17 protein-coding genes are annotated in these 19,287 nt (G+C 43.8%); 2 read left to right on the plus strand and 15 right to left on the minus strand.

What is annotated here, in order from left to right:
- Positions 1–44 precede the first annotated feature (44 nt).
- From yidC to rfbC, 15 genes are all read right to left on the minus strand, one after another.
- Positions 45–1,979 carry a membrane protein insertase YidC gene (gene yidC, locus H164_RS0104960; protein ID WP_019967591.1) on the minus strand — a complete coding sequence of 645 codons (1,935 nt, stop codon included), beginning with the start codon at positions 1,977–1,979 and terminating at the stop codon, positions 45–47.
- On the minus strand, positions 1,980–3,587 hold the full coding sequence (locus tag H164_RS0104965) for a CTP synthase (protein ID WP_025830044.1): 1,608 nt from the start codon (positions 3,585–3,587) through the stop codon (positions 1,980–1,982). It abuts the gene before it with no gap.
- A gap of 69 nt (positions 3,588–3,656) precedes the next feature.
- Positions 3,657–4,943: a DUF3078 domain-containing protein gene (locus H164_RS0104970; protein ID WP_019967593.1), complete on the minus strand. Its 1,287-nt coding sequence runs from the start codon at positions 4,941–4,943 to the stop codon at positions 3,657–3,659.
- A 632-nt stretch (positions 4,944–5,575) separates the two neighbouring features.
- A complete protein-coding gene (locus H164_RS0104975) occupies positions 5,576–7,075 on the minus strand; it encodes an NADH-quinone oxidoreductase subunit N (RefSeq protein WP_036872864.1) in 1,500 nt (499 codons plus the stop codon).
- A 32-nt stretch (positions 7,076–7,107) separates the two neighbouring features.
- Positions 7,108–8,610 (minus strand): complex I subunit 4 family protein, encoded by a 1,503-nt coding sequence (locus H164_RS0104980; RefSeq protein ID WP_025830042.1) that lies wholly within the window; start codon positions 8,608–8,610, stop codon positions 7,108–7,110.
- 33 nt (positions 8,611–8,643) lie between these two features.
- Positions 8,644–10,626: an NADH-quinone oxidoreductase subunit L gene (gene nuoL, locus H164_RS0104985; RefSeq protein WP_019967596.1), complete on the minus strand. Its 1,983-nt coding sequence runs from the start codon at positions 10,624–10,626 to the stop codon at positions 8,644–8,646.
- Between the two features lie 5 nt (positions 10,627–10,631).
- Entirely contained in the window at positions 10,632–10,943 is a 312-nt protein-coding gene (gene nuoK / locus H164_RS0104990; RefSeq protein ID WP_004372602.1) for an NADH-quinone oxidoreductase subunit NuoK, read from the minus strand.
- Complete coding sequence (locus tag H164_RS0104995; protein ID WP_025830040.1) at positions 10,940–11,461, minus strand: NADH-quinone oxidoreductase subunit J family protein; 522 nt, start codon at positions 11,459–11,461, stop codon at positions 10,940–10,942. The genes nuoK and H164_RS0104995 overlap by 4 nt, the downstream gene beginning before the upstream one ends.
- Before the next feature lie 6 nt (positions 11,462–11,467).
- Positions 11,468–12,001 carry a NuoI/complex I 23 kDa subunit family protein gene (locus H164_RS0105000; protein WP_004372600.1) on the minus strand — a complete coding sequence of 178 codons (534 nt, stop codon included), beginning with the start codon at positions 11,999–12,001 and terminating at the stop codon, positions 11,468–11,470.
- Between the two features lie 35 nt (positions 12,002–12,036).
- Positions 12,037–13,107 (minus strand): NADH-quinone oxidoreductase subunit NuoH, encoded by a 1,071-nt coding sequence (gene nuoH / locus H164_RS0105005; RefSeq protein WP_025830037.1) that lies wholly within the window; start codon positions 13,105–13,107, stop codon positions 12,037–12,039.
- Positions 13,108–13,109: 2 nt separating this feature from the next.
- Positions 13,110–14,681: an NADH-quinone oxidoreductase subunit D-related protein gene (locus tag H164_RS0105010; protein WP_025830036.1), complete on the minus strand. Its 1,572-nt coding sequence runs from the start codon at positions 14,679–14,681 to the stop codon at positions 13,110–13,112.
- 14 nt (positions 14,682–14,695) lie between these two features.
- On the minus strand, positions 14,696–15,418 hold the full coding sequence (locus tag H164_RS0105015; protein ID WP_019967600.1) for an NADH-quinone oxidoreductase subunit B: 723 nt from the start codon (positions 15,416–15,418) through the stop codon (positions 14,696–14,698).
- Complete coding sequence (locus tag H164_RS0105020) at positions 15,409–15,759, minus strand: NADH-quinone oxidoreductase subunit A (RefSeq protein ID WP_004376595.1); 351 nt, start codon at positions 15,757–15,759, stop codon at positions 15,409–15,411. The genes H164_RS0105015 and H164_RS0105020 overlap by 10 nt, the downstream gene beginning before the upstream one ends.
- A gap of 369 nt (positions 15,760–16,128) precedes the next feature.
- Positions 16,129–16,929 carry a DUF4738 domain-containing protein gene (locus H164_RS0105025; RefSeq protein WP_019967602.1) on the minus strand — a complete coding sequence of 267 codons (801 nt, stop codon included), beginning with the start codon at positions 16,927–16,929 and terminating at the stop codon, positions 16,129–16,131.
- Positions 16,929–17,477 carry a dTDP-4-dehydrorhamnose 3,5-epimerase gene (gene rfbC, locus H164_RS0105030; RefSeq protein ID WP_019967603.1) on the minus strand — a complete coding sequence of 183 codons (549 nt, stop codon included), beginning with the start codon at positions 17,475–17,477 and terminating at the stop codon, positions 16,929–16,931. Before rfbC ends, H164_RS0105025 begins: the two co-directional genes overlap by 1 nt.
- Before the next feature lie 134 nt (positions 17,478–17,611).
- On the opposite strand from rfbC, the gene H164_RS0105035 reads away from it, so the two are divergent.
- Both H164_RS0105035 and H164_RS0105040 read left to right on the plus strand, forming a co-directional pair.
- Positions 17,612–18,652 carry an HU domain-containing protein gene (locus tag H164_RS0105035; RefSeq protein WP_025830033.1) on the plus strand — a complete coding sequence of 347 codons (1,041 nt, stop codon included), beginning with the start codon at positions 17,612–17,614 and terminating at the stop codon, positions 18,650–18,652.
- A gap of 21 nt (positions 18,653–18,673) precedes the next feature.
- A complete protein-coding gene (locus H164_RS0105040) occupies positions 18,674–19,198 on the plus strand; it encodes an FHA domain-containing protein (protein ID WP_025830032.1) in 525 nt (174 codons plus the stop codon).
- Positions 19,199–19,287: the final 89 nt, after the last annotated feature.

Raw genomic sequence — 19,287 nt, forward strand, 5'->3', positions numbered from 1 at the left:
AATTGTGGGCATAGCCTTTTGGCGAATCTGTGGTTATCTGTTTGTTAGAGTCCTCGCTTCTTTTTATTCAATTCTTCTTGTTTACGGTGCAACTCTTCTTGCTGCTTCTTTTGTATTTCTTGGATAGCTTGCAAGCGAGCAGCCAGTCCGCTTTGCTTCTTTGGATTAGCCTTGTTCTCCTGATAACGTTTCTCAAGCAGTGCAAGTAGCTTTTTGTCGTTGGTTGTTTTGCGGAGTGTCCACATGATGGCAGCACTGAAAAAGAGGCTAACGAAATAATAGAAGTTCAGACCGGCGCTATAGTCGTTGAACATGAAGAAGAACATCACGGGCATCAGGAACATCATCCATTGCATCATCTTCATCTGATCTGCTTGCTGTCCTACCATCTGGTCTTTCTGCTGACGCATGGTCATCACGGTGTAGAGCACGTTGGCGACACAGAAGAGGATACATGTCAGACTCAAGTGATCGCCAATGAGCCAGATATTGTGGCTCCATTCCCAAACCGGGTCATAGGTACTGAGGTCATTTATCCATAGGAAGCTCTCACCACGTAGTTGAATAGCATTTGGAACGAAGTTGAACATCGCAATCCAAATGGGTGCCTGAATGAGTGTGGGCAGACAACCCGAGAGTGGGCTCACGCCATATTTGGCATATTCGGCCATCATGGCTTGTTGTTTCTGCATTTGATCTTCGGGCTTGTCAAACTGTTTCGTAGCTTCATCAAGTTTCGGTTTCAGTACACGCATCTTGGCACTGCTCATATAGCTCTTCTTTACCATTGGGTAAGTGAGAAGCTTTAGGAGAAGAGTAATTAAGATGAGAACGATACCCATATTGATATTCATGCTTGTGAGGAAGTCAAACACGTAGAGCGTAAACCATCGATTGATGATGCGGAAGAGTGGCCAGCCTAGATAAACAAGGCGTTGTAACTGCAGGTCTTTTCCGAAATGACTTTCTTTCTCCATCTTCTGCAAAAGGCGGAAGTCGTTGGGACCATAATAAAACTCAAATTCAGAAGCCTGCTTACCCGTCGGATCGAAAGATGTTTTGAGTTTAGCTTGATACTCCTTTAGATAGCCACTTGCCTTCGATTGGGGGATAGAGGTCATCAGAGCGTTCTCCTGAAAGCCCGAACCAGAAATCATCACAGCACTGAAGAACTGGTTCTTGAAAGCTACCCAGTCTGTCTTATCCTTGATAGCCTCATCAATGACTTCTTTGCCCTCATTGAGATAATCCGTTCCGCCTTCGGTCTTATGATAAGTGAGCGTAGCATATCGGTTTTCAAAAGAGAATCCTCTTTCCTGTTGACGTACCTTGTCTTTCCAATCTACGTCAATAGTCTGCATACTTGGAGCAAAAAGTCCAGCCATTCCTTGTACGCTCATCTGCATGCGGAGCAAATAGTCGCTACCCAATAGATATTTCATTGTTAAGGTCTGCCCTTCACCAGCCTTGGCTGTAAAAGTTATGGTGGAGTCGGTTATATTAGAGGGCTCGAAATAGAGATCAGCCGTATTGATATTGGCTTCTTTGGTGCTGAATATGTAGCTCAGGCTTTGATTCGTCTCATCAAAAAGTGTAACGTTTTTTTGGTCAGCCGCTCCATTTTTGACTTTTATATTATGGCCAACATATCCTTTAATGATAGCTTTTTCTACGGTTGCTCCCTTGGTACTGAATGTCAATTCAACCCTTTTGTTTTTTAGCACAATCCTCCGAACATTTCCTGTCAGTGCGTTATGGAATAAGGAAGTCGTATCTTCCAATACCTTTTGTCTTGCTGCTTGTTGTCTTTGTTGCTGTGCTATTCGAGTTGCATTCTCCGATAGACTTTTTTTACTCTGTGCAATAGAGTCCTGCACAAAGGCGGCACGTTGTTCTTCGGCTGAAGGTTGGTTATACCAACTAAAGCCTATCAGGACAACCGCAATGAGCAGAAACCCGATGATGTTGTTCTTATCCATTTATTTTTTCTTATTTGCTATTGTCGTTTTCACAAAGTCCACAAACAAAGGATGAGGTTTGAGGACGGTAGATTGATATTCCGGATGATATTGTGTGCCGATATACCACTTCAGGCTTGGGATTTCAACAATCTCAACCAAATCGCTCTCCGGGTTCTTGCCCACGCATTTCATGCCATGCTTTTCAAATTCAGCTTGGTATTCATTATTGAACTCATAGCGATGACGGTGGCGTTCTTGAATATTTTCTTTCTTATAAATATCGAAAACGCGACTTCCCTGTTTCAGTACACATTCATAAGCTCCCAAACGCATCGTTCCACCCATGTTGGAGATATTCTTCTGTTCTTCCATGATGTCGATAACATTGTGGGATGTCTTCTCATCCATCTCTCGACTGTTGGCATCAGCATAGCCCAGCACATTGCGTGCAAACTCAACAACCATCATTTGCATACCTAAACAAATACCGAAGGTGGGTATATCATGCGTACGGGTATAGTGAGCTGCAATCACTTTTCCCTCTATTCCCCGCTGTCCGAAGCCCGGACAAATCATGATACCGTCTTGACCGGCCAGCTTGTCGGCCACGTTAGCTTCGGTTATCGCTTCGGAATTGATGAAGCTAATATTGACCTTATGGTCGTTGTAGGTGCCGGCGTGGGACAGACTTTCGCGGATACTCTTGTAAGCGTCTTGTAAATCGTATTTTCCCACCAACCCTATATTAATGATTTCTTTGGCATGCTTCCTACGTTCTATGAATTCTTTCCATGGACCCAGTGTCGGAGTTTTACCGATAGGCTCACCCACTTTACGCAGGATAGCTTCGTCGAGTCTTTGGTTCTGCATGTTTACGGGTACTTCATAAATCGATGGCAAATCCTCGCTTTGTACCACACAATCGAAGTCTACATTACAGAATGCCGCAACTTTCTTTCTAATGGCATCATTCAAATTCTTTTCTGTGCGCAAAACAAGAATATCAGGTTGAATACCTATGCTCTGCAGTTCCTTGACACTATGTTGTGTAGGCTTTGTTTTGAGTTCTCCGGCTGCCTTGAGATATGGTACGTAAGTCAGATGAATATTGATGGCACGCTTTCCCAATTCCCATTTCATCTGACGTATGGCCTCCATAAAGGGGGCACTCTCAATGTCGCCGATGGTACCTCCGATTTCAGTGATAACGAAATCGTAGTGGTATTTCTGCCCGAGAAGTTTGATGTTGCGCTTAATTTCATCGGTGATATGGGGCACTACTTGGATGGTTTTTCCCAAATAATCTCCACGACGCTCTTTGTCTATGACAGCCTTATAGATGCGGCCAGTCGTCATGCTATTGGCTTTGGTGGTCTGAATGCCGGTGAAACGCTCATAGTGTCCCAAGTCAAGGTCGGTTTCCATACCATCAACAGTGACATAGCACTCGCCGTGTTCATAGGGATTGAGCGTTCCGGGGTCGATATTGATGTAGGGATCGAACTTTTGAATGGTTATATTGTAGCCTCTGGCCTGCAGAAGCTTACCGATGGAGGCACTGATGATTCCTTTTCCCAGTGAGGAGACTACGCCGCCGGTGACGAAGATATACTTTGTTTCAGCCACAATTCTTTTGTTTTTATGTATTCGACGTGCAAATTTACCTTTTTTTTGCGAAATCGACAAGTGTTTCCATCAGAAAGAATAAGAAAAGCCAAGGCTTGCATACTCTTTGATTTGCCAATAACCGTAGTGGTCGTCGGGAGAAACGCCATCGTCAAAGCGAGGATAGATGAAGATGTTGCTGCTGATATAGCGATTGAAGCGGAAGACGAGCGTATTCTCCCATTCAATCTCACCGCGTCGATAAGTGGTGTAGCCGTAGAGTCGGGTCTTCCATCTGATCATTTCACTGAAGTTCCAAGCCAAGTCAAGCGTACATTCCGAACCGAGATCGTGCAGTGTATGCTCTCCTTCGCCGAGTCCGTAGCGTTTACTCAGTGCCAATCGTCCGACGTATCTGAAGTTATAGGCTGCCGGAGCAAGGTGAATAGTGCCCGTGAGACGCTTGTCGAACCATGACACATTGTAATCCATACCAACAGAGAGGTTAGTGTTGACCGGACTAAGGAAATCACTGTAGACAAGGGGATCGTTGTTCTTATAGCCTCGCATGAACTGGGTATTGACAATGAGTTGCACGGTATAGTACCATCTCTTCGTGGCTTGAAAGCCCAGCTTACCCGTGTAGCGCAGCAAATCCTCGCTCGTCTTGAGCTTGTGTAAGTCGTCACTGCGCGAAGTCTGCAAGCCTAATTTCATCTCAAGCTTATTATCCCATTTCACTTTCTGCTTGTTATTGTAGTTAGCTTGCATGGTCACTGCACCTACCATGCTATAGTTACTCTCGCCACCTTTATACCAATTGCCCGATACAAAGTTCTGAATGAATTGAAGATAATAATCTCCTGCGTAACTCCAGAAGCGAGGCTTGTAGATTTTGATGCCGTAGTCGTCGGGTTGAGGGGTAGGGACGACCGTTTCAGAAACCGTATTCACCGGAAGTTGGCGGACGGTGGGTTTGATGGCTTTGTGCACTTCGCGCACCGGACCGACTGCTTCAAGCCGGCTTTCCGTGTTTTTGACGAGGTCCGGACGGGAAAGGTAGATGTTGAGCAATGCGTGGTCAATCAATGCTGTGCGTACCGTAGTGTCGACCGCATCGAAAGTGAAGGCCCTACGACTCACTCCCTTGTAGAATGTTGGCGGCAAGAAGAGTGAGGCATAGCTGCTTTTAAGCGTCGGCGTACTGTCGAAAGTTTCTCCGGCAAGGCGCAATTGCACAGCTTTCAAACTGTCGGTATATTGCTCGGTGATACTAAGCGTTCTGTTTGCAGGGAACATCTTTAGGAGTTGCGCTTGCGACGTGACGCCTGTTGCACATACAAAAATAGCTGTAAGGGTAGTCTTTAACTGTTTCATAATCTTTGGCAAAGGTAATGCAAAAATAGAAAATAACCAAAGATGAGGTCCGGAAAAGTATCGCTCAGGCTGATGCTTTGCCAAATTGTTTCTTTATTGCTGTTCGATAATGAATTTATTTCTTCCCGTATATAAATTTATTTCTTCCCGTATGAAAATATTTTTTCTCCCGCAAAGAAATTTATTTCCTTGCGGGAGAAAATTTATCTCCTTCCGTATGCCTCAAAATTTCTTCCCGTATTCCCATAAATTTTCAACCGTATATAAATTTATTTTAATACGTATGAAAATATTTTTTCTCCCGTATGCAAATTTATTTCCAACCGTATGAAACTTTATTTCCATTCGCATGAAACTGTAGTTTCATACGGATGAAACTTTATTTCACAACGTATAGAATTTTAGTTTTTCCCACTAAAACGTGTACTTTTGTGCATGTTGAAGATGTTTTGTTGTCGAAACAAAAAATAAAAGTAACAAAAAGGGCTGAAATCCAAACGAGGATTTTAGCCCTTTAATTTTATATGCGGAAAATGTTTGTCGGGTATAATCAAGTAATTAGTCGTGCCCCTTAAAAAGGGGTTATTTCAAGGATTTATAAGTAATTATACTCCTTTTTAAGGGGCGACTAATTATAGAGATGCCATGGTCGCACTGTCAATCCATTCATACACCATACTGCATACACCAAAGAGGAGGATACCTGCAGTGCAGATCGCCAAAGCCAGCTTAGTGCTTGAAGCACTCTTGAAGGTTGGCAGTGGATTTTCGTTGTGCTTGATATACATCGCCTTGACAATCAGCAGATAGTAGTAGAGACTCACTACAGTGTTGACCAACGCAATGAATACGACTGCATAGGCAAGTGAGCCGGCTGTCGTGCTGATTGATGCTCCTTTCACAGCGGCCATGAATACGAAGAACTTGCTGAACATACCTGCAAATGGAGGAATGCCACCCAGGGAGAACAGTGCAAGTGTCATCAAGAAGGCCAAACGTGGATTGGTTTTGTAAAGACCATTGTAGCCTTCCATGTCAACCACGCCGTTATTATGCTCTTCGATGCTGCTGATAACCGAGAAAACGGCCATGTTAGCTGCAACATAAATAAGCACATAGAAACTCAAAGCCGTGAAGCTCATGGCAGAATTGCCGATAAGTGCCAACACAATATAACCCGCCTGAGAAATAGAACTGAAGGCCATGAAGCGCTTCAAGTCACGCTGACGAATGGCAAAGAGGTTGGCAATCGTGATAGAAAGCACGATGACTATGAACAGAAGATACTGCCAATATTCAACCATCGGGGCAAACACTTTCATCAGAATGGCGCACAACGCAAAGGCTGCAGCACCCTTACTGACAACAGAAAGATAGCCGGTGACAGTTGTAGGAGCACCTTGATAGGTGTCGGCTGTCCAGAAATGGAAAGGAACCAAAGACAACTTGAACCCCAACCCACTGAAGAAGAACACCATACCTGTTATAGTAAGCGGTGTTGCCTGCATCTTCATGGCAAGGTCGTCGAAATAGAGAGTTCCCATAGCGCCATAGAGGAACGAAATACCAAAGAGCATCACACCACTTGAGAAGGTAGCTGTCAAGATGAACTTAGCAGCTGCTTCTGCCGAATTGTGACGGTATTTGTCAAGTCCTACGAGGCATGCCATTGGCACAGAAGCCATTTCAAGACCGAGGAAGAACAACAGGAAGTGATTGGCACTGACCATCATGTTCATACCTAACAAGGTTGAAATCAGCAGCATGTAGAACTCGCCCTCCTTGAACTGTGTATCGGGACGAGACAGCCACTCACGACTCTGAATGAGCACAATGAGTGCACCCAAGGCAAGAATGGTCTTGATGACTCCGATAGCAGGCGTTGTATAATACATGTTGCCAAAAGCAGTAGCAGCGGTTACAGGGAAAATATTGATGACAATATGCACGGTCATCAACAAGCAAACCAATGGATTGAACCACGCACGTGGCGATACTGCCTTGCTTTCGGCATTAGGCAAAACAACACGCTGAGCGGTCGCAAAGTCTGCAATGAAGATGATAATCAGAAGTGCCACGAGTGTCACTTCGGGTATCATGCTTAGAAATTGACTATAATCTATATTCATCATAAATCTTTATTCTTTATCATTTATAATCTACATTACAGTGCAGCAACCGTTGTACCAAGGATATGATTGATGATAGGACCAACAGAATCGCTGATGATATTGTTTGCCCAGAGAGGGAACATACCCAGACCTGCAACACAGAAAATCAGACCTCCAATGGCAAAACGCTCGTCCCATGTAGCATCATGAAGTTCGAAGAACTTGGGATTGGCAACCTTCTGGAAAAGGATTTTACCGACAACACGCAGGATGTAAACTGCTGTTACTACGATTGAAGAACAAGCAATGATGGTGCAGACACGATGGAACATATCGCCATTCTGGAACGAACCAACGAAAATTGTCATCTCAGCAACGAAGCCAGAGAAACCTGGCAGACCAAGATTGGCAAGACCAGCCACAACATAAGACACAGAGAGGAAAGGTAAAACTTTCATCAATCCACCGAGATAGCGGACATCACGTGTGCCGGCACGGTGATAAATCATACCGATGCAAGCAAAGAACAATGCCGTCATCAAACCATGAGAAAGCATCTGAAGAACAGCTCCCGTGATAGCAGTCTGGGTCATCATGCAAAGTGCAAAGAGCACCATACCACAGTGGGAAACTGACGAATAAGCATTGATATACTTCAAGTCGGTCTGTACACAAGCTGAAAGTGCACCATAAACCACAGAACAGGTGGTAAGGATAAGGAATATCCAAGAAAGCTCCTGTGCTGCTTCAGGAAGCAGATACATGGCAATACGGAAACAACCATATCCACCAAGTTTCATCAACACTCCGGCATGAAGCATAGATACTGCCGTCGGAGCTGATGCATGACCGTCGGGTGACCATGTATGGAATGGGAACAAAGCACCCAACACACCGAAACCAATGAAGATGAATGGGAAGAACACTTTCTGAACAGATACAGGAATATTGTGCAGAGCTGCAATCTCATTGATATTCATTGTGGTGGCACCACTGAAGTAGTAGATGCCAAGAATACCGATAACCAACAACGCACTACCACCCATGAGCATCAATGTAAGTTTCATGGCGGCATACTCCTTAGGCCCTGTTCCCCATACACCGATAAGGAGATACATTGGTATCAAGGCTACCTCATAGAACATAAACATGGTGAAAAGGTCGGTCGAAATAAAGAATCCGAACACACCAATGCTCAAAAGAACAAACCAAAGGAAATATTCTTTCTTCATCGGTTCAAGTTGCCATGATGCAAAAGTTCCTGTGAAAACGATGACCGCAGACAGAAGTATCATCACTACAGAGATACCGTCTACACCCACACTGTAGGCTATATTCAATGGAGCAAACCAAGGAACGCTATAGGTAAACAACATCAAATCGGTGTTGCCGGCATTGCGCATCTGAATAAATGTGACAGTGAGCCAGATTGAAAGGCCAAGCAATGCGGTAGCACCGACAACCATCACGCCACGTACCTGATTATCGTTCTTTGAAAGCCAAAGACCAACAAGCATCAGGACTGGAATTACTACAAATAATGTTAATATACTCATTTTTTACTTGTCTTTATTCATGTTCATGATTCATTAGCTGAAAATACAAAGCAAGATCAGTGTCAATGCAATGGTACCTGTAAGGAACCATGAAGCGTATGAACGGACATCGCCACTCTGCCAAGGACGGATAGTCTCACCAGCTTCCTGAGCACCCCATGCCATGAAGTTGAACGTACCGTCAATAACATGACGATCGAACCATGCAATTGGTTTAGAGAAACAATTGAACACAATCTTGTGCGTGAAGAACTGCCATGCATCATCAATATAGAAACGGTTGAGCGCTGCCTTGTGAAGACGTGGCATCTTCTTCTGCAACATGTCTGGAACAGGATTGTACTTGGGGAGATACATCCATGTAGCCAATCCAATACCAATGGCTGCTGCCAAGAGACTGAACCATGCCACACTTGAGAATTCAAAATGTTGCAAACCGATTTCCATGGATTGGCCTGTTGCTGAAACGAAGTGTCCGAATGGAATCCAACCTGCAAAAATTGAGATAACAGCAAGGAAAACCAATGGACCCCACATAACGAAAGGTACCTCTGCAGGACGCTTGCGGTTCTCCGGATCAAGCTCATAATAGCTTTGTCCCCAGAAAATAACATAGTAGAGACGGAACATATAGAATGCTGTCATTCCCGAAACAAGGGTCATAAACCAGCCAAGGAATGGAGAGAACTCAAAGCAGGCAGACACAATTTCGTCCTTTGAGAAGAAACCTGCGAACGGCCATACACCACTGATTGCAATACAACCAATAAGGAAACAGGCATTCGTGATAGGCATATACTTGTGGAGTCCACCCATATATTCCTTGAAGTTGCTTCCGATAATCACAATGATAGCACCGGAGCAAAGGAACAAGAGAGCCTTGAACATGGCATGTGTGAACAAGTGGAACATACTTGCCATATAGCCGAGACCACCTTCATGGTTGTCAAGAGCATAACAAACACCCAAAGCTACAAGCATATAGGCAATCTGGGAAATCGTTGAGAAAGCCAAGCCACGCTTAATATCGCGCTGTGCACAAGCAACAGCTGCGGCATAGAAAGCGGTGAAAGCTGCTATATAAGCTACCCAGTGAAGTTGTTCGGGGGCATATTCTACCCAGATTGGGAAGAGACTTGCTACCTGATAAACACCGGCAACAACCATGGTTGCAGCATGGATAAGTGCTGAAACAGGCGTTGGGCCTTCCATTGCATCCGGCAACCAGATGTGAAGCGGGAACATGGCACTCTTACCTGCACCACCAATGAACATCAGGAACAAGGCTGTTGGAAGCACCCAAGCATATTCTTTAGCCACACTTGCAAGCTTACCAATCAGTTCAGGATTTGCATTCAGGTCGTAGTTGAACGTGCCAACATAGAAACTGAAGAACAGAATACCAATGAGGAAGAACAGATCGGCAAAGCGTGTAACAATGAATGCCTTCTTAGAGGCATGCACAGCCGCATGCTTTGGATAATAGAAACCAATCAAGAGGTAAGAACAAACGCCCACAAGTTCCCAGAACATATACATCTGGAAGATGTTTGTAGCAACCACCAAGCCCAGCATACTCATTGTGAAGAGTGACAGATAAGCATAGAAACGCTGAAAACCATGTTCGTATTCCTCAAACTTATAATGCTCGTCACGCTCAGCCATGTAACCGAAAGAATAGATGTGAACCATGAAACTTACCGTTGTAATCACAATCAACATCATCACACTGATAGGCGTCAGACGAAATCCGATATTGAAAGTAAGCAGTTCAGTAAACTTCAACCAGGTAAAATTGAAAACAGTAACTGTCGGGTACATACCTGTGGCAGCATCCCGTCCGATGACAAAGAAATACTCATAGGCTGTATAGACAGACATTGCAAAAAGGCTGCCCAACATGATTGTACCGATAAGACCAGCTACCTGCTTCTTCATCTTCATGCCCAAGAGTCCCAGAACCAAGAAGCTCAGGAAAGGCAGAAGAAGTATTAAAAATGCATAACTGTATTCCATCTCTTTTAGAATTTCATGTTTTCAATACTGTTCACCTGATCACTATGGTAGTTACGGTAAACATTAATAATAATAGCAAGTGCCACTGCCGTCTCTGCCGCACTGACTCCTATAGAGAACAACGTGAAGAAGAAACCTTCAAGCTGTCCGGGGAAAAGGAGACGGTTGAAAACTGCAAAGTTCAAGTCTACAGAGTTCAACACAAGCTCAACAGAAATAAGCATGGCAACCAAGTTGCGACGCGTAACAAAGCCAAAGACACCAATGAAGAACAAAAGTGTGCTGAGCACGAGATAACATTCTACAGGGATATTCATTTGTTATCCTCCTTTCTTGCAATCATAATACCACCAATGATACATGCCAACAGGAACAGTGAAATGAATTCGAAAGGCAACACATATTGATACTTGTCGCTTCCGAGAAGCGCTGTACCTATCTGTTCCATCGGCACTTCTGTGTCGGTAGCCTGCATCGCTGCATTATAAAAATTGTTTTTAATAAGAACTAAACCTACCGTCACAAGACCAACAATACTCAAGAGAATTCCATTGACAACACGGCTACCCTTGAAACGCTCAACAAGACCTTGCAACGTACGCTTAGACACAAGCTGAATGGCGAAGATATACATAATCGTGATACCACCGGCATAGACAGAAATCTGTGCTGCACCTAAGAACGTATAGTCAAGAAGGAAATAAATTCCTGCAACACCAAACAACACGAACAGCAGGAATGTAGCTGAACGCATGATGCGTTTGGTTAGAACACACATGATAGCTGAACCAAGAATGACTACAGCTAAAATGCAAAACATAACTAAATTTGCCATAATCTATTACTTGGTTTTAGTGTTAAACTTACCGATTGTCAGTGGTGCACCACCTTCAATCAGATTGGGCAGGCTACCACCTTTATATACTTCCTTATCGAGATGATAAACCAACTTGTCACGATCGAATACAGAGTTCTCGAAATCATTCACAAACTCTATAGCCCCGAAGTTACAAGCATTGACACAAAGCTGACAGAACATGCAGTCGCCAAGGTCATACTGGTAGTCATCAAGTTGTTTCTTCTTGCGACCCGTTTCTGGGTTCTCCTCCAAATGGGCTACAATCTTGATCGTATCATTAGGACAAGCTTTCTCACACATGGTACACGCCGTGCATTTATAGTTCTCATCTTCATCACGCAAGAAGACAAGACGGCCACGATGACGCTTTGCAACATGCAGGGTAGTCTTGCGGTTTTCAGGATACTGCTCCGTGGTCTTCGGCGTGAAGTATTCCTTCATCGTCACCTTCAGACCTGTTCCAAGTGTCTTCAGTGCAGCACCTATTTCACCGAAATATGATTTGTTATTTTCCATTTTAATTAAATTCCTTAATCAATTTCATGAAAGAATTAAACCAAGGCAACCCAAACGGTTGTCAAAGTCAGAATGACAAGCATCAATGGCATGAGATACTTCCACTCCAATTTCAATATCTGGTCAATACGAAGACGAGGGAATGTCCAGCGAATCCACATCAGAATCCACACAATTGCAAACGTCTTTACAAAGAACCAGATGATGCCCGGAATGAAATCCATCACGGCATTGAAACCGTCAAGACCGGCTACATGCAAAGGCATCCAGCCTCCTAAGAACACTGTAGCAGCAATACCCGAGATAACAAACAGGTTCAAGTATTCAGCCAGATAATAGAAACCGAAGCCCATACCGGAATACTCTGTATGATAACCGGCTGTCAACTCACTCTCAGCCTCTGCCAAGTCAAATGGGCCACGGTTAGCCTCGGCATTGCCTGCAACGAGGAACACCAAGAAAGCAAGCCATGTAACTGGGGTCTGGAAAATGAGCCATGCCCCGTGTTGTGCTTCCACAATACCACCAATCTGCATGGTACCTGTCAAGACAACTGCACTGATAAGGCACAGGCATAATGACATTTCATAGGATATCATCTGAACTGCACCACGCATGGCACTGACTACAGAATACTTGTTGTTACTACCCCAACCTGCCAGGAAGACACCCAGAATGCCAATACTCGAAATTGCTGTCAGCAGGAAAACGCCAACATTGAAGTCGAGCACTACAGCACCTTTGTTCCAAGGAAGGAAAGAGAATGTGCCGACAGATGCAATGATAACCAAGAAAGGAGCAATGTAGTAAAGCATCTTGTCTGCCTTATCAACAGCAAAGATTTCTTTAATCAACATCTTCAACACGTCAGCAAACACCTGGAAGATACCCCAAGGGCCAACACGCATCGGGCCAAGACGACACTGGAAGTAGGCACAAACCTTACGTTCCATGAAGATTAACACGATAGCAATCAGTGCATAGGCTGTGAGAATGCAGATGCCTACCAGTATACACTCTATCAAAATCGACCAGAAATCTCCAAGATTCAACGTGTGACGGAGAAGACTGTCAATCCATCTTGTTACTATACTAAAATCATACATAATTATCTATCAATATCTGGTATAACGAAATCAATTGCAGCACCTGTAGCCACAAGGTCGGCCAACTTCTGTCCCTTCAGCATCTTGTCGAATGCACCTGTAAGGGTCAGACCCATAGGACGCATCTTCAGACGGTAAGGACTCTTGTCGCCACGTGAGTCAAGATATACGCCAAACTCACCTGCTCCACCCTCAACAGAGAAGAACCACTGGCCTTCAGGCACCTTGATAATAGGCTTCTGCTTGATATAGAATTCACCCTCAGGAATATTGTCTATCAATTGTTCGATGATGTTCAAGCTCTGATAAAGTTCCTTGATATGAACCATATAGCGTGCCATTGAGTCGGCTCCAGTCATTGTAACCTCCTCAAAGTCAACCTTGCCATACATGGCATAAGGATGATTCTTGCGCACATCGTTATGCCAACCGGCAGCACGACCGGCCGGACCTGTCACTGCATAATTGATACAATCTTCAAGATTCATCGGGCCAACACCTTCAAGACGCTGATGTGTGATGACATTATCACCAAAGACATCGAGGTATTCCTGAACCATCGGACGCAGATATTTGCAGAGTGTCTTCACGTTCTGGACAAAGTTCGGATCGATATCATCCTGCAAACCGCCAATGCGATAGTAGTTCTGAATGAGACGTCCACCCGTAGTTTCCTCCATAACATTCAGCACATGCTCACGGTCGCGCATACAATAAAGGAATGCGGTCAGCGCACTCAAGTCCTGTGCACAGGTGCCGAGGAACAGCAAGTGGTTGTCAATACGCTGAAGTTCATCCATGATGGTGCGGATATACTGAATGCGGTCTGAAAGCTCTATGCCCATACCTTCCTCAATAACGCCCACCAAGGCATGACGGTGCATCATGGCACAAAGATAGTTCAGACGGTCGGTGAAAGCCAGTGTCTGTGGATAAGTCATGCTTTCACACATCTTCTCCATACCACGATGAATATATCCCAAATGAGGATAGATGTGTTTCACGGTTTCACCATTGAGTACGGTCTGCAAGCGAAGCACACCGTGCATGCTCGGGTGGTTAGGGCCCAAGTTCACGATGAAGTCGTCTTCATCAAACATGCGATGCTGGGTTGCAACCAAGTTTCCCTGCTTATCGAGGTTCCATTCCGTAGTGAAATCACTCTCTGGTTCATCGGTTGTCGGGAACATGTTGGCTTCAGGACTCGCATCAAAATCCTTGCGGAGCGGATAGCCCTTAAAGTCATTACGCATGAACAGACGGCGCATGTCTGGATGACCAAGGAACTTGATGCCTAAGAAATCAAACACTTCACGCTCAAGCAAGTTGGCAGCGTTCCACAGATTAATCGTGGTAGGAATGACATATTCCTCGCCTATCTGCTTTGCAATCGTTCTGACCGAGCAGCGTTCATGGCTTTCTGTGTTCTCAAGAATATAGATACAGCCCAAGCCTTCCTCACCAAAGTCTTCACCAATAATGGTAACAAGATAGTCGAAATGCTTTTCGTTCTTCAACTTTGTCATCTCTGTGGCAAAGTCATCGAATTGAAGTTCTATGTTATTTAATTTCATCTTCTTTTACCTTATTAATCTGTTAGACCTTTTTCGGGATCGAAATCAGCGGGCACATCCGTTACAATGATAGGCGATTTCTTTCCAAGTTTCTCGGCAGCAGTAATCGTTTCATTGCTCAATCCGCGCAAACCACCCTTCGACATAGACAGCTCACGCTCTTCTTTCGTCATCTTATGGTTGGCTCCGCCGAAGAACTTCTCCACCTTCACCTTGCGCTGTAACTGCATCATACCATAAAGGATAGCCTCCGGACGCGGAGGACAACCGGGGATATAAACATCAACAGGCACCAGCTGGTCAATACCACGAACAACATTGTAGCTCTTCTTGAATGGGCCTCCACTGATCGTACAGCCACCAACAGCCACAACATACTTCGGCTCGGCTATCTCATCATAGAGGCGTTTGAACACAGGAGCCATCTTATTGGTTATCGTTCCGGCACACATAATAAGGTCGGCCTGACGTGGGGAGTTACGGGTAACCTCAAAACCGAAACGTGAAAAGTCATAACGGGCACAGCCCACAGCCATGAACTCAATGCCACAGCATGACGTTCCGAAAGTCAAAGACCACAGTGAGTTGCTGCGTCCCCAGTTGATTGCCTGGTCAAGTGAACCGACAATAACGTTCACACCGCCTTCGTTCAGTTCTTGGGTAATCTTCTCAAGAGAGTCATTATCCTTGAATTCATCATAGGGAATACTCTTGATGTGCGGTTTTCTTACTTCCATTCCAACGCTCCTTTCCGCCATGCATAAGCAAGGCCTAAAACTAAAACAACCAAGAAGAAGCCAATGCTTATCAAGGCCAATGAACCAAATTGCTTAACGACTACAGCCCATGGATAGAGAAACACGGTCTCTATGTCAAACATCAGGAAGAGGATGGCAAACAGATAATACCCCACATGCATAGGAAGCCAGGAGCTGCCATGCGTCGGAATACCACATTCAAAAGGCTCACCCTTTACCGGATTGTATGAACGTGGGCCGATGAGTTTAGCAATGACATAAGCTGCCACCACCAAAACCACAGCCGTTATCAAAACGGTAATGAATAAAGTAAAATACATAAATTTTATAACGTTATTAATTATTTGCTTCATTTACGGTGGAGAGCTAATCCACCTAAAGCGATGCAAAGTTAACAATAATATCAGAATAATTACGCTTTCTTCACAAAAAAAATAGTCCCAGCGAAAAACCTTATGGAAAAGCCGAGGAAAACTCGGTTACCCAATGAAGCGTGACTAAGATTATTGTGGACGGGATTTGAGCCATGAGTTTCGCCATCTCAGCCCTTTTAGCGTGCAAAATCAGTCATTTTACCGCTCAATATCAGCCATATTGCACAGTGAAATGGCTGAGTTTGCCGTGCAATATGGCTGGATTTGGAAAACGGAATGGATTCGGTTGCAATTCAATATGAAGACGATGCCCCATCAAACCTTGAGTCTCACCTTGCCGTTAAAGCTGACAATGATGGTAATTTGATAGCTCGTGGGACTGTCGGGCACGCAGACACTGGCGTTGAAATGGAAGCCATCGGTGTTGGTCTTTGTATAGACGATATCGCTTAAAATGCTTTGGACCAACACCTCGGGCGGAACTTGATGCCTGAAATCATTTTTCCGAAAATCATGGCTATAGAGTTGGGTTGCACCACGGTAGAGACTCAAGTGTATGATATTGTCATAGTAAACATTGTCAACCTCAACGCCGTCGTCGTTATATGTTTGTTTGGCCACTTTGTAGGTGGTCGGGTTCACCTGTATGTACCAATGATAATGATCATTTCCATAGATGATTACCGAATCGCGCTTGATAAGCTGGTTCTGATTTAAGGCTACGGGGCGTTTCTCCTCGAAGTAAGTCAAATAAGACTTGTCCTCTGTTTTCGTATATCTGATGATGTCTCCGTTTTGGTTTTTGAAGACAAAGAGATGCGGTGCCTGCTTCACGATCAGATATTTGGTCGTAATAGCACTGTGCAGAACGAGGGTGTCTTTGAATATCTGGAAGTAAACCGGTTGAGAAGTAGTGTCGGGATAGAAAATCGTATCACCTACGACACGAAAGGCCGGATCATACTCTCCCTCATTCAGCCAAACGCCTTGCAACATTTGCTTTGCAGTCAAATCTTCTGATGGAGTTCTGTCAGTGTTTGACCTCTTGTTACCGCATGCAACTGTTATGATGGCACCCAGCAACAATGCTATGAATTGTAAAGTCCCGGTTTTCATCAATCAAACAGTTCAGCATTTTTCAGCGCAGAGGCCTTAGAATCTTTCTCTGACGTCTGTATATCCTTTGAGTCTATAGGCCATTCTATATGGATATCTTCATCATTCCAACGTATGCAAGCCTCATTTTGAGGGGAATAAGCATTGTCAACCTTGTAAGTAAAGATAGCTTCGTCGCTCAAAACCAAAAAACCATGTGCGAAACCGCGTGGAATAAAGAACTGATATTTGTTTTCATCCGAAAGCTCAACCATGACATATTTGCCAAAGGTTGGGCTGCTCTTGCGAATATCCACAGCGACATCAAGCACTTTTCCTTTGATGACACGGACGAGTTTTGCCTGTGAATACTCTCCTTTTTGGTAATGCAGACCGCGCAACACACCATAGGAAGACTTGGATTCATTGTCCTGAACGAATTCTATCTTACCAATGTGATGCTCAAATTCGTCTTTCTTCCATACCTCAAAGAAGTAACCTCGGGCATCATCAAAGACATGTGGCTTTAATATGAAAACTCCTTCAATCGCTGTCTTTATGTATTCCATCTTTCACTAACTGTTATTTACGCCACAAAGGTACTATTTTTATAAGACCTTGCAATAGAAAGCACAAATTATTTTAATGATATTTTTATTTTGAAAACTTTGTATCTTGAAATAAATATATTAATTTTGCAAACGTGATTAGACTAGAAAGACATATAGAAATCCTATTGCTTACCAACGATTGTGTCATTATTCCAAACTTCGGTGGATTTATGGCCCATCATTTGGCTGCGCATTTTGACGAGCAAGATCATTCATATCTTCCTCCGACCCGTTCTATTGGCTTTAATCCATTATTGAAAATCAATGATTCTCTTCTTGCACAATCTTATGTGGAAGCCTATGATATCAGTTATCCTGAGGCATTGAGACAGATAGAGCAAGAGGCTGAAGAGATAAAACAGCTGTTGGGCGAAGGAGGCTCCTACGAAATGAAAGACCTTGGCACGCTAAATGTCAACTCGGAAGGTCACTATGCCTTTGAACCCTGTGAAGCGGGGCTGCTCACTCCAACCTTATATGGATTAAGCAGCTTTGAATTAAAGAGATTAAACGTTGGTGAAACCGAAGTTCCAGCAAGACTTGAACTTACAAGCGTGCAAAGTTCTTCCGACTCAACAGTTGAACCTGACATATCGGAAGAAATCTTATCAGAGGAAAATACGTACACTATTCAACGGAGTGTCGTAAGGAATATCATGGTTGCATGTATTGCATTGCTGGCTTTTCTACTGCTGCCTTCCTCTTTGGAGAACGGAGGAGAGTTGGCAAGAACCGGTAGTGGGATTGACACAGGACTCCTTACACGCATTATGCCCAAAGATGTTACGTTGGGAAATGCTACAGCATATATTGCCAAGGAGGTGTCTTCTAAGAAAGAAGAGGCCCCACATCAAATTGATAATACCGAAAGACAGAAAGCAGATACAAAGCGCATTGAGCCTACGGATTATTATAGTATTGTTTTAGCAAGCAGGATTACCCATAAGAATGCAAGACAATTTGTCAAAAGATTGCATGGAATGGGATATGATGCTGCAAGAATAATGAAACGCAACAACCAGATAAAGGTTATTTATGGCGTATATGCTTCGGAGAATGATGCTCGTAAGGTTGTCAACAAGTTCTATAAACATACCGAATTTACTGATTGTTGGGTCACACACATCAGATAAACCGCTTTCACAGTCAAGGGTATGAAACGTGTACGTTGTCCAAAATGCGATAATTATGTCACATTTGATGAAACCAAATATCAGGTTGGCCAATCTTTAGTCTTTGAATGTCCGGAGTGTGGAAAGAATTTTGGCATTCGAATTGGCATGTCTAAGCTTCGAAACATACAAAAAGAAGAGGTTTTAGATGAGCATGTCAATGAAAACGGATACGGTGCTATTGTCGTCATTGAAAATGTTTTCCATTATAAACAGGTGATTCCGCTGAAAATGGGAAACAATATCATAGGACGATATATGAAAGGGAGCAATATCAACTGCCCTATTGAAACTAACGATCCCAGTATAGATATGACGCACTGCATTATAAATGTCAGTCGAAAAAGGGATGGTAAAATCCAATATGTCATTTGCGATGGGCCAAGTTATACAGGGACATTTGTAGATAATGAAATCTTGAAGGACAAAGAGCGTAGGGTTATTAAAGATGGCTGTCTTTTCACGATTGGGGCTACAAGTATCATTCTTCGTGCCACAGAAGAATGAGACTCTTAAATATACATATATAGGATTGACTAAGAAAAAAGCAATTATAATTTCCATTTCTTAGTTAAATTATATATCTTTGCAAATTG

The organism is Segatella maculosa DSM 19339 = JCM 15638 (assembly GCF_000382385.1).
GTDB lineage: Bacteria > Bacteroidota > Bacteroidia > Bacteroidales > Bacteroidaceae > Prevotella > Prevotella maculosa.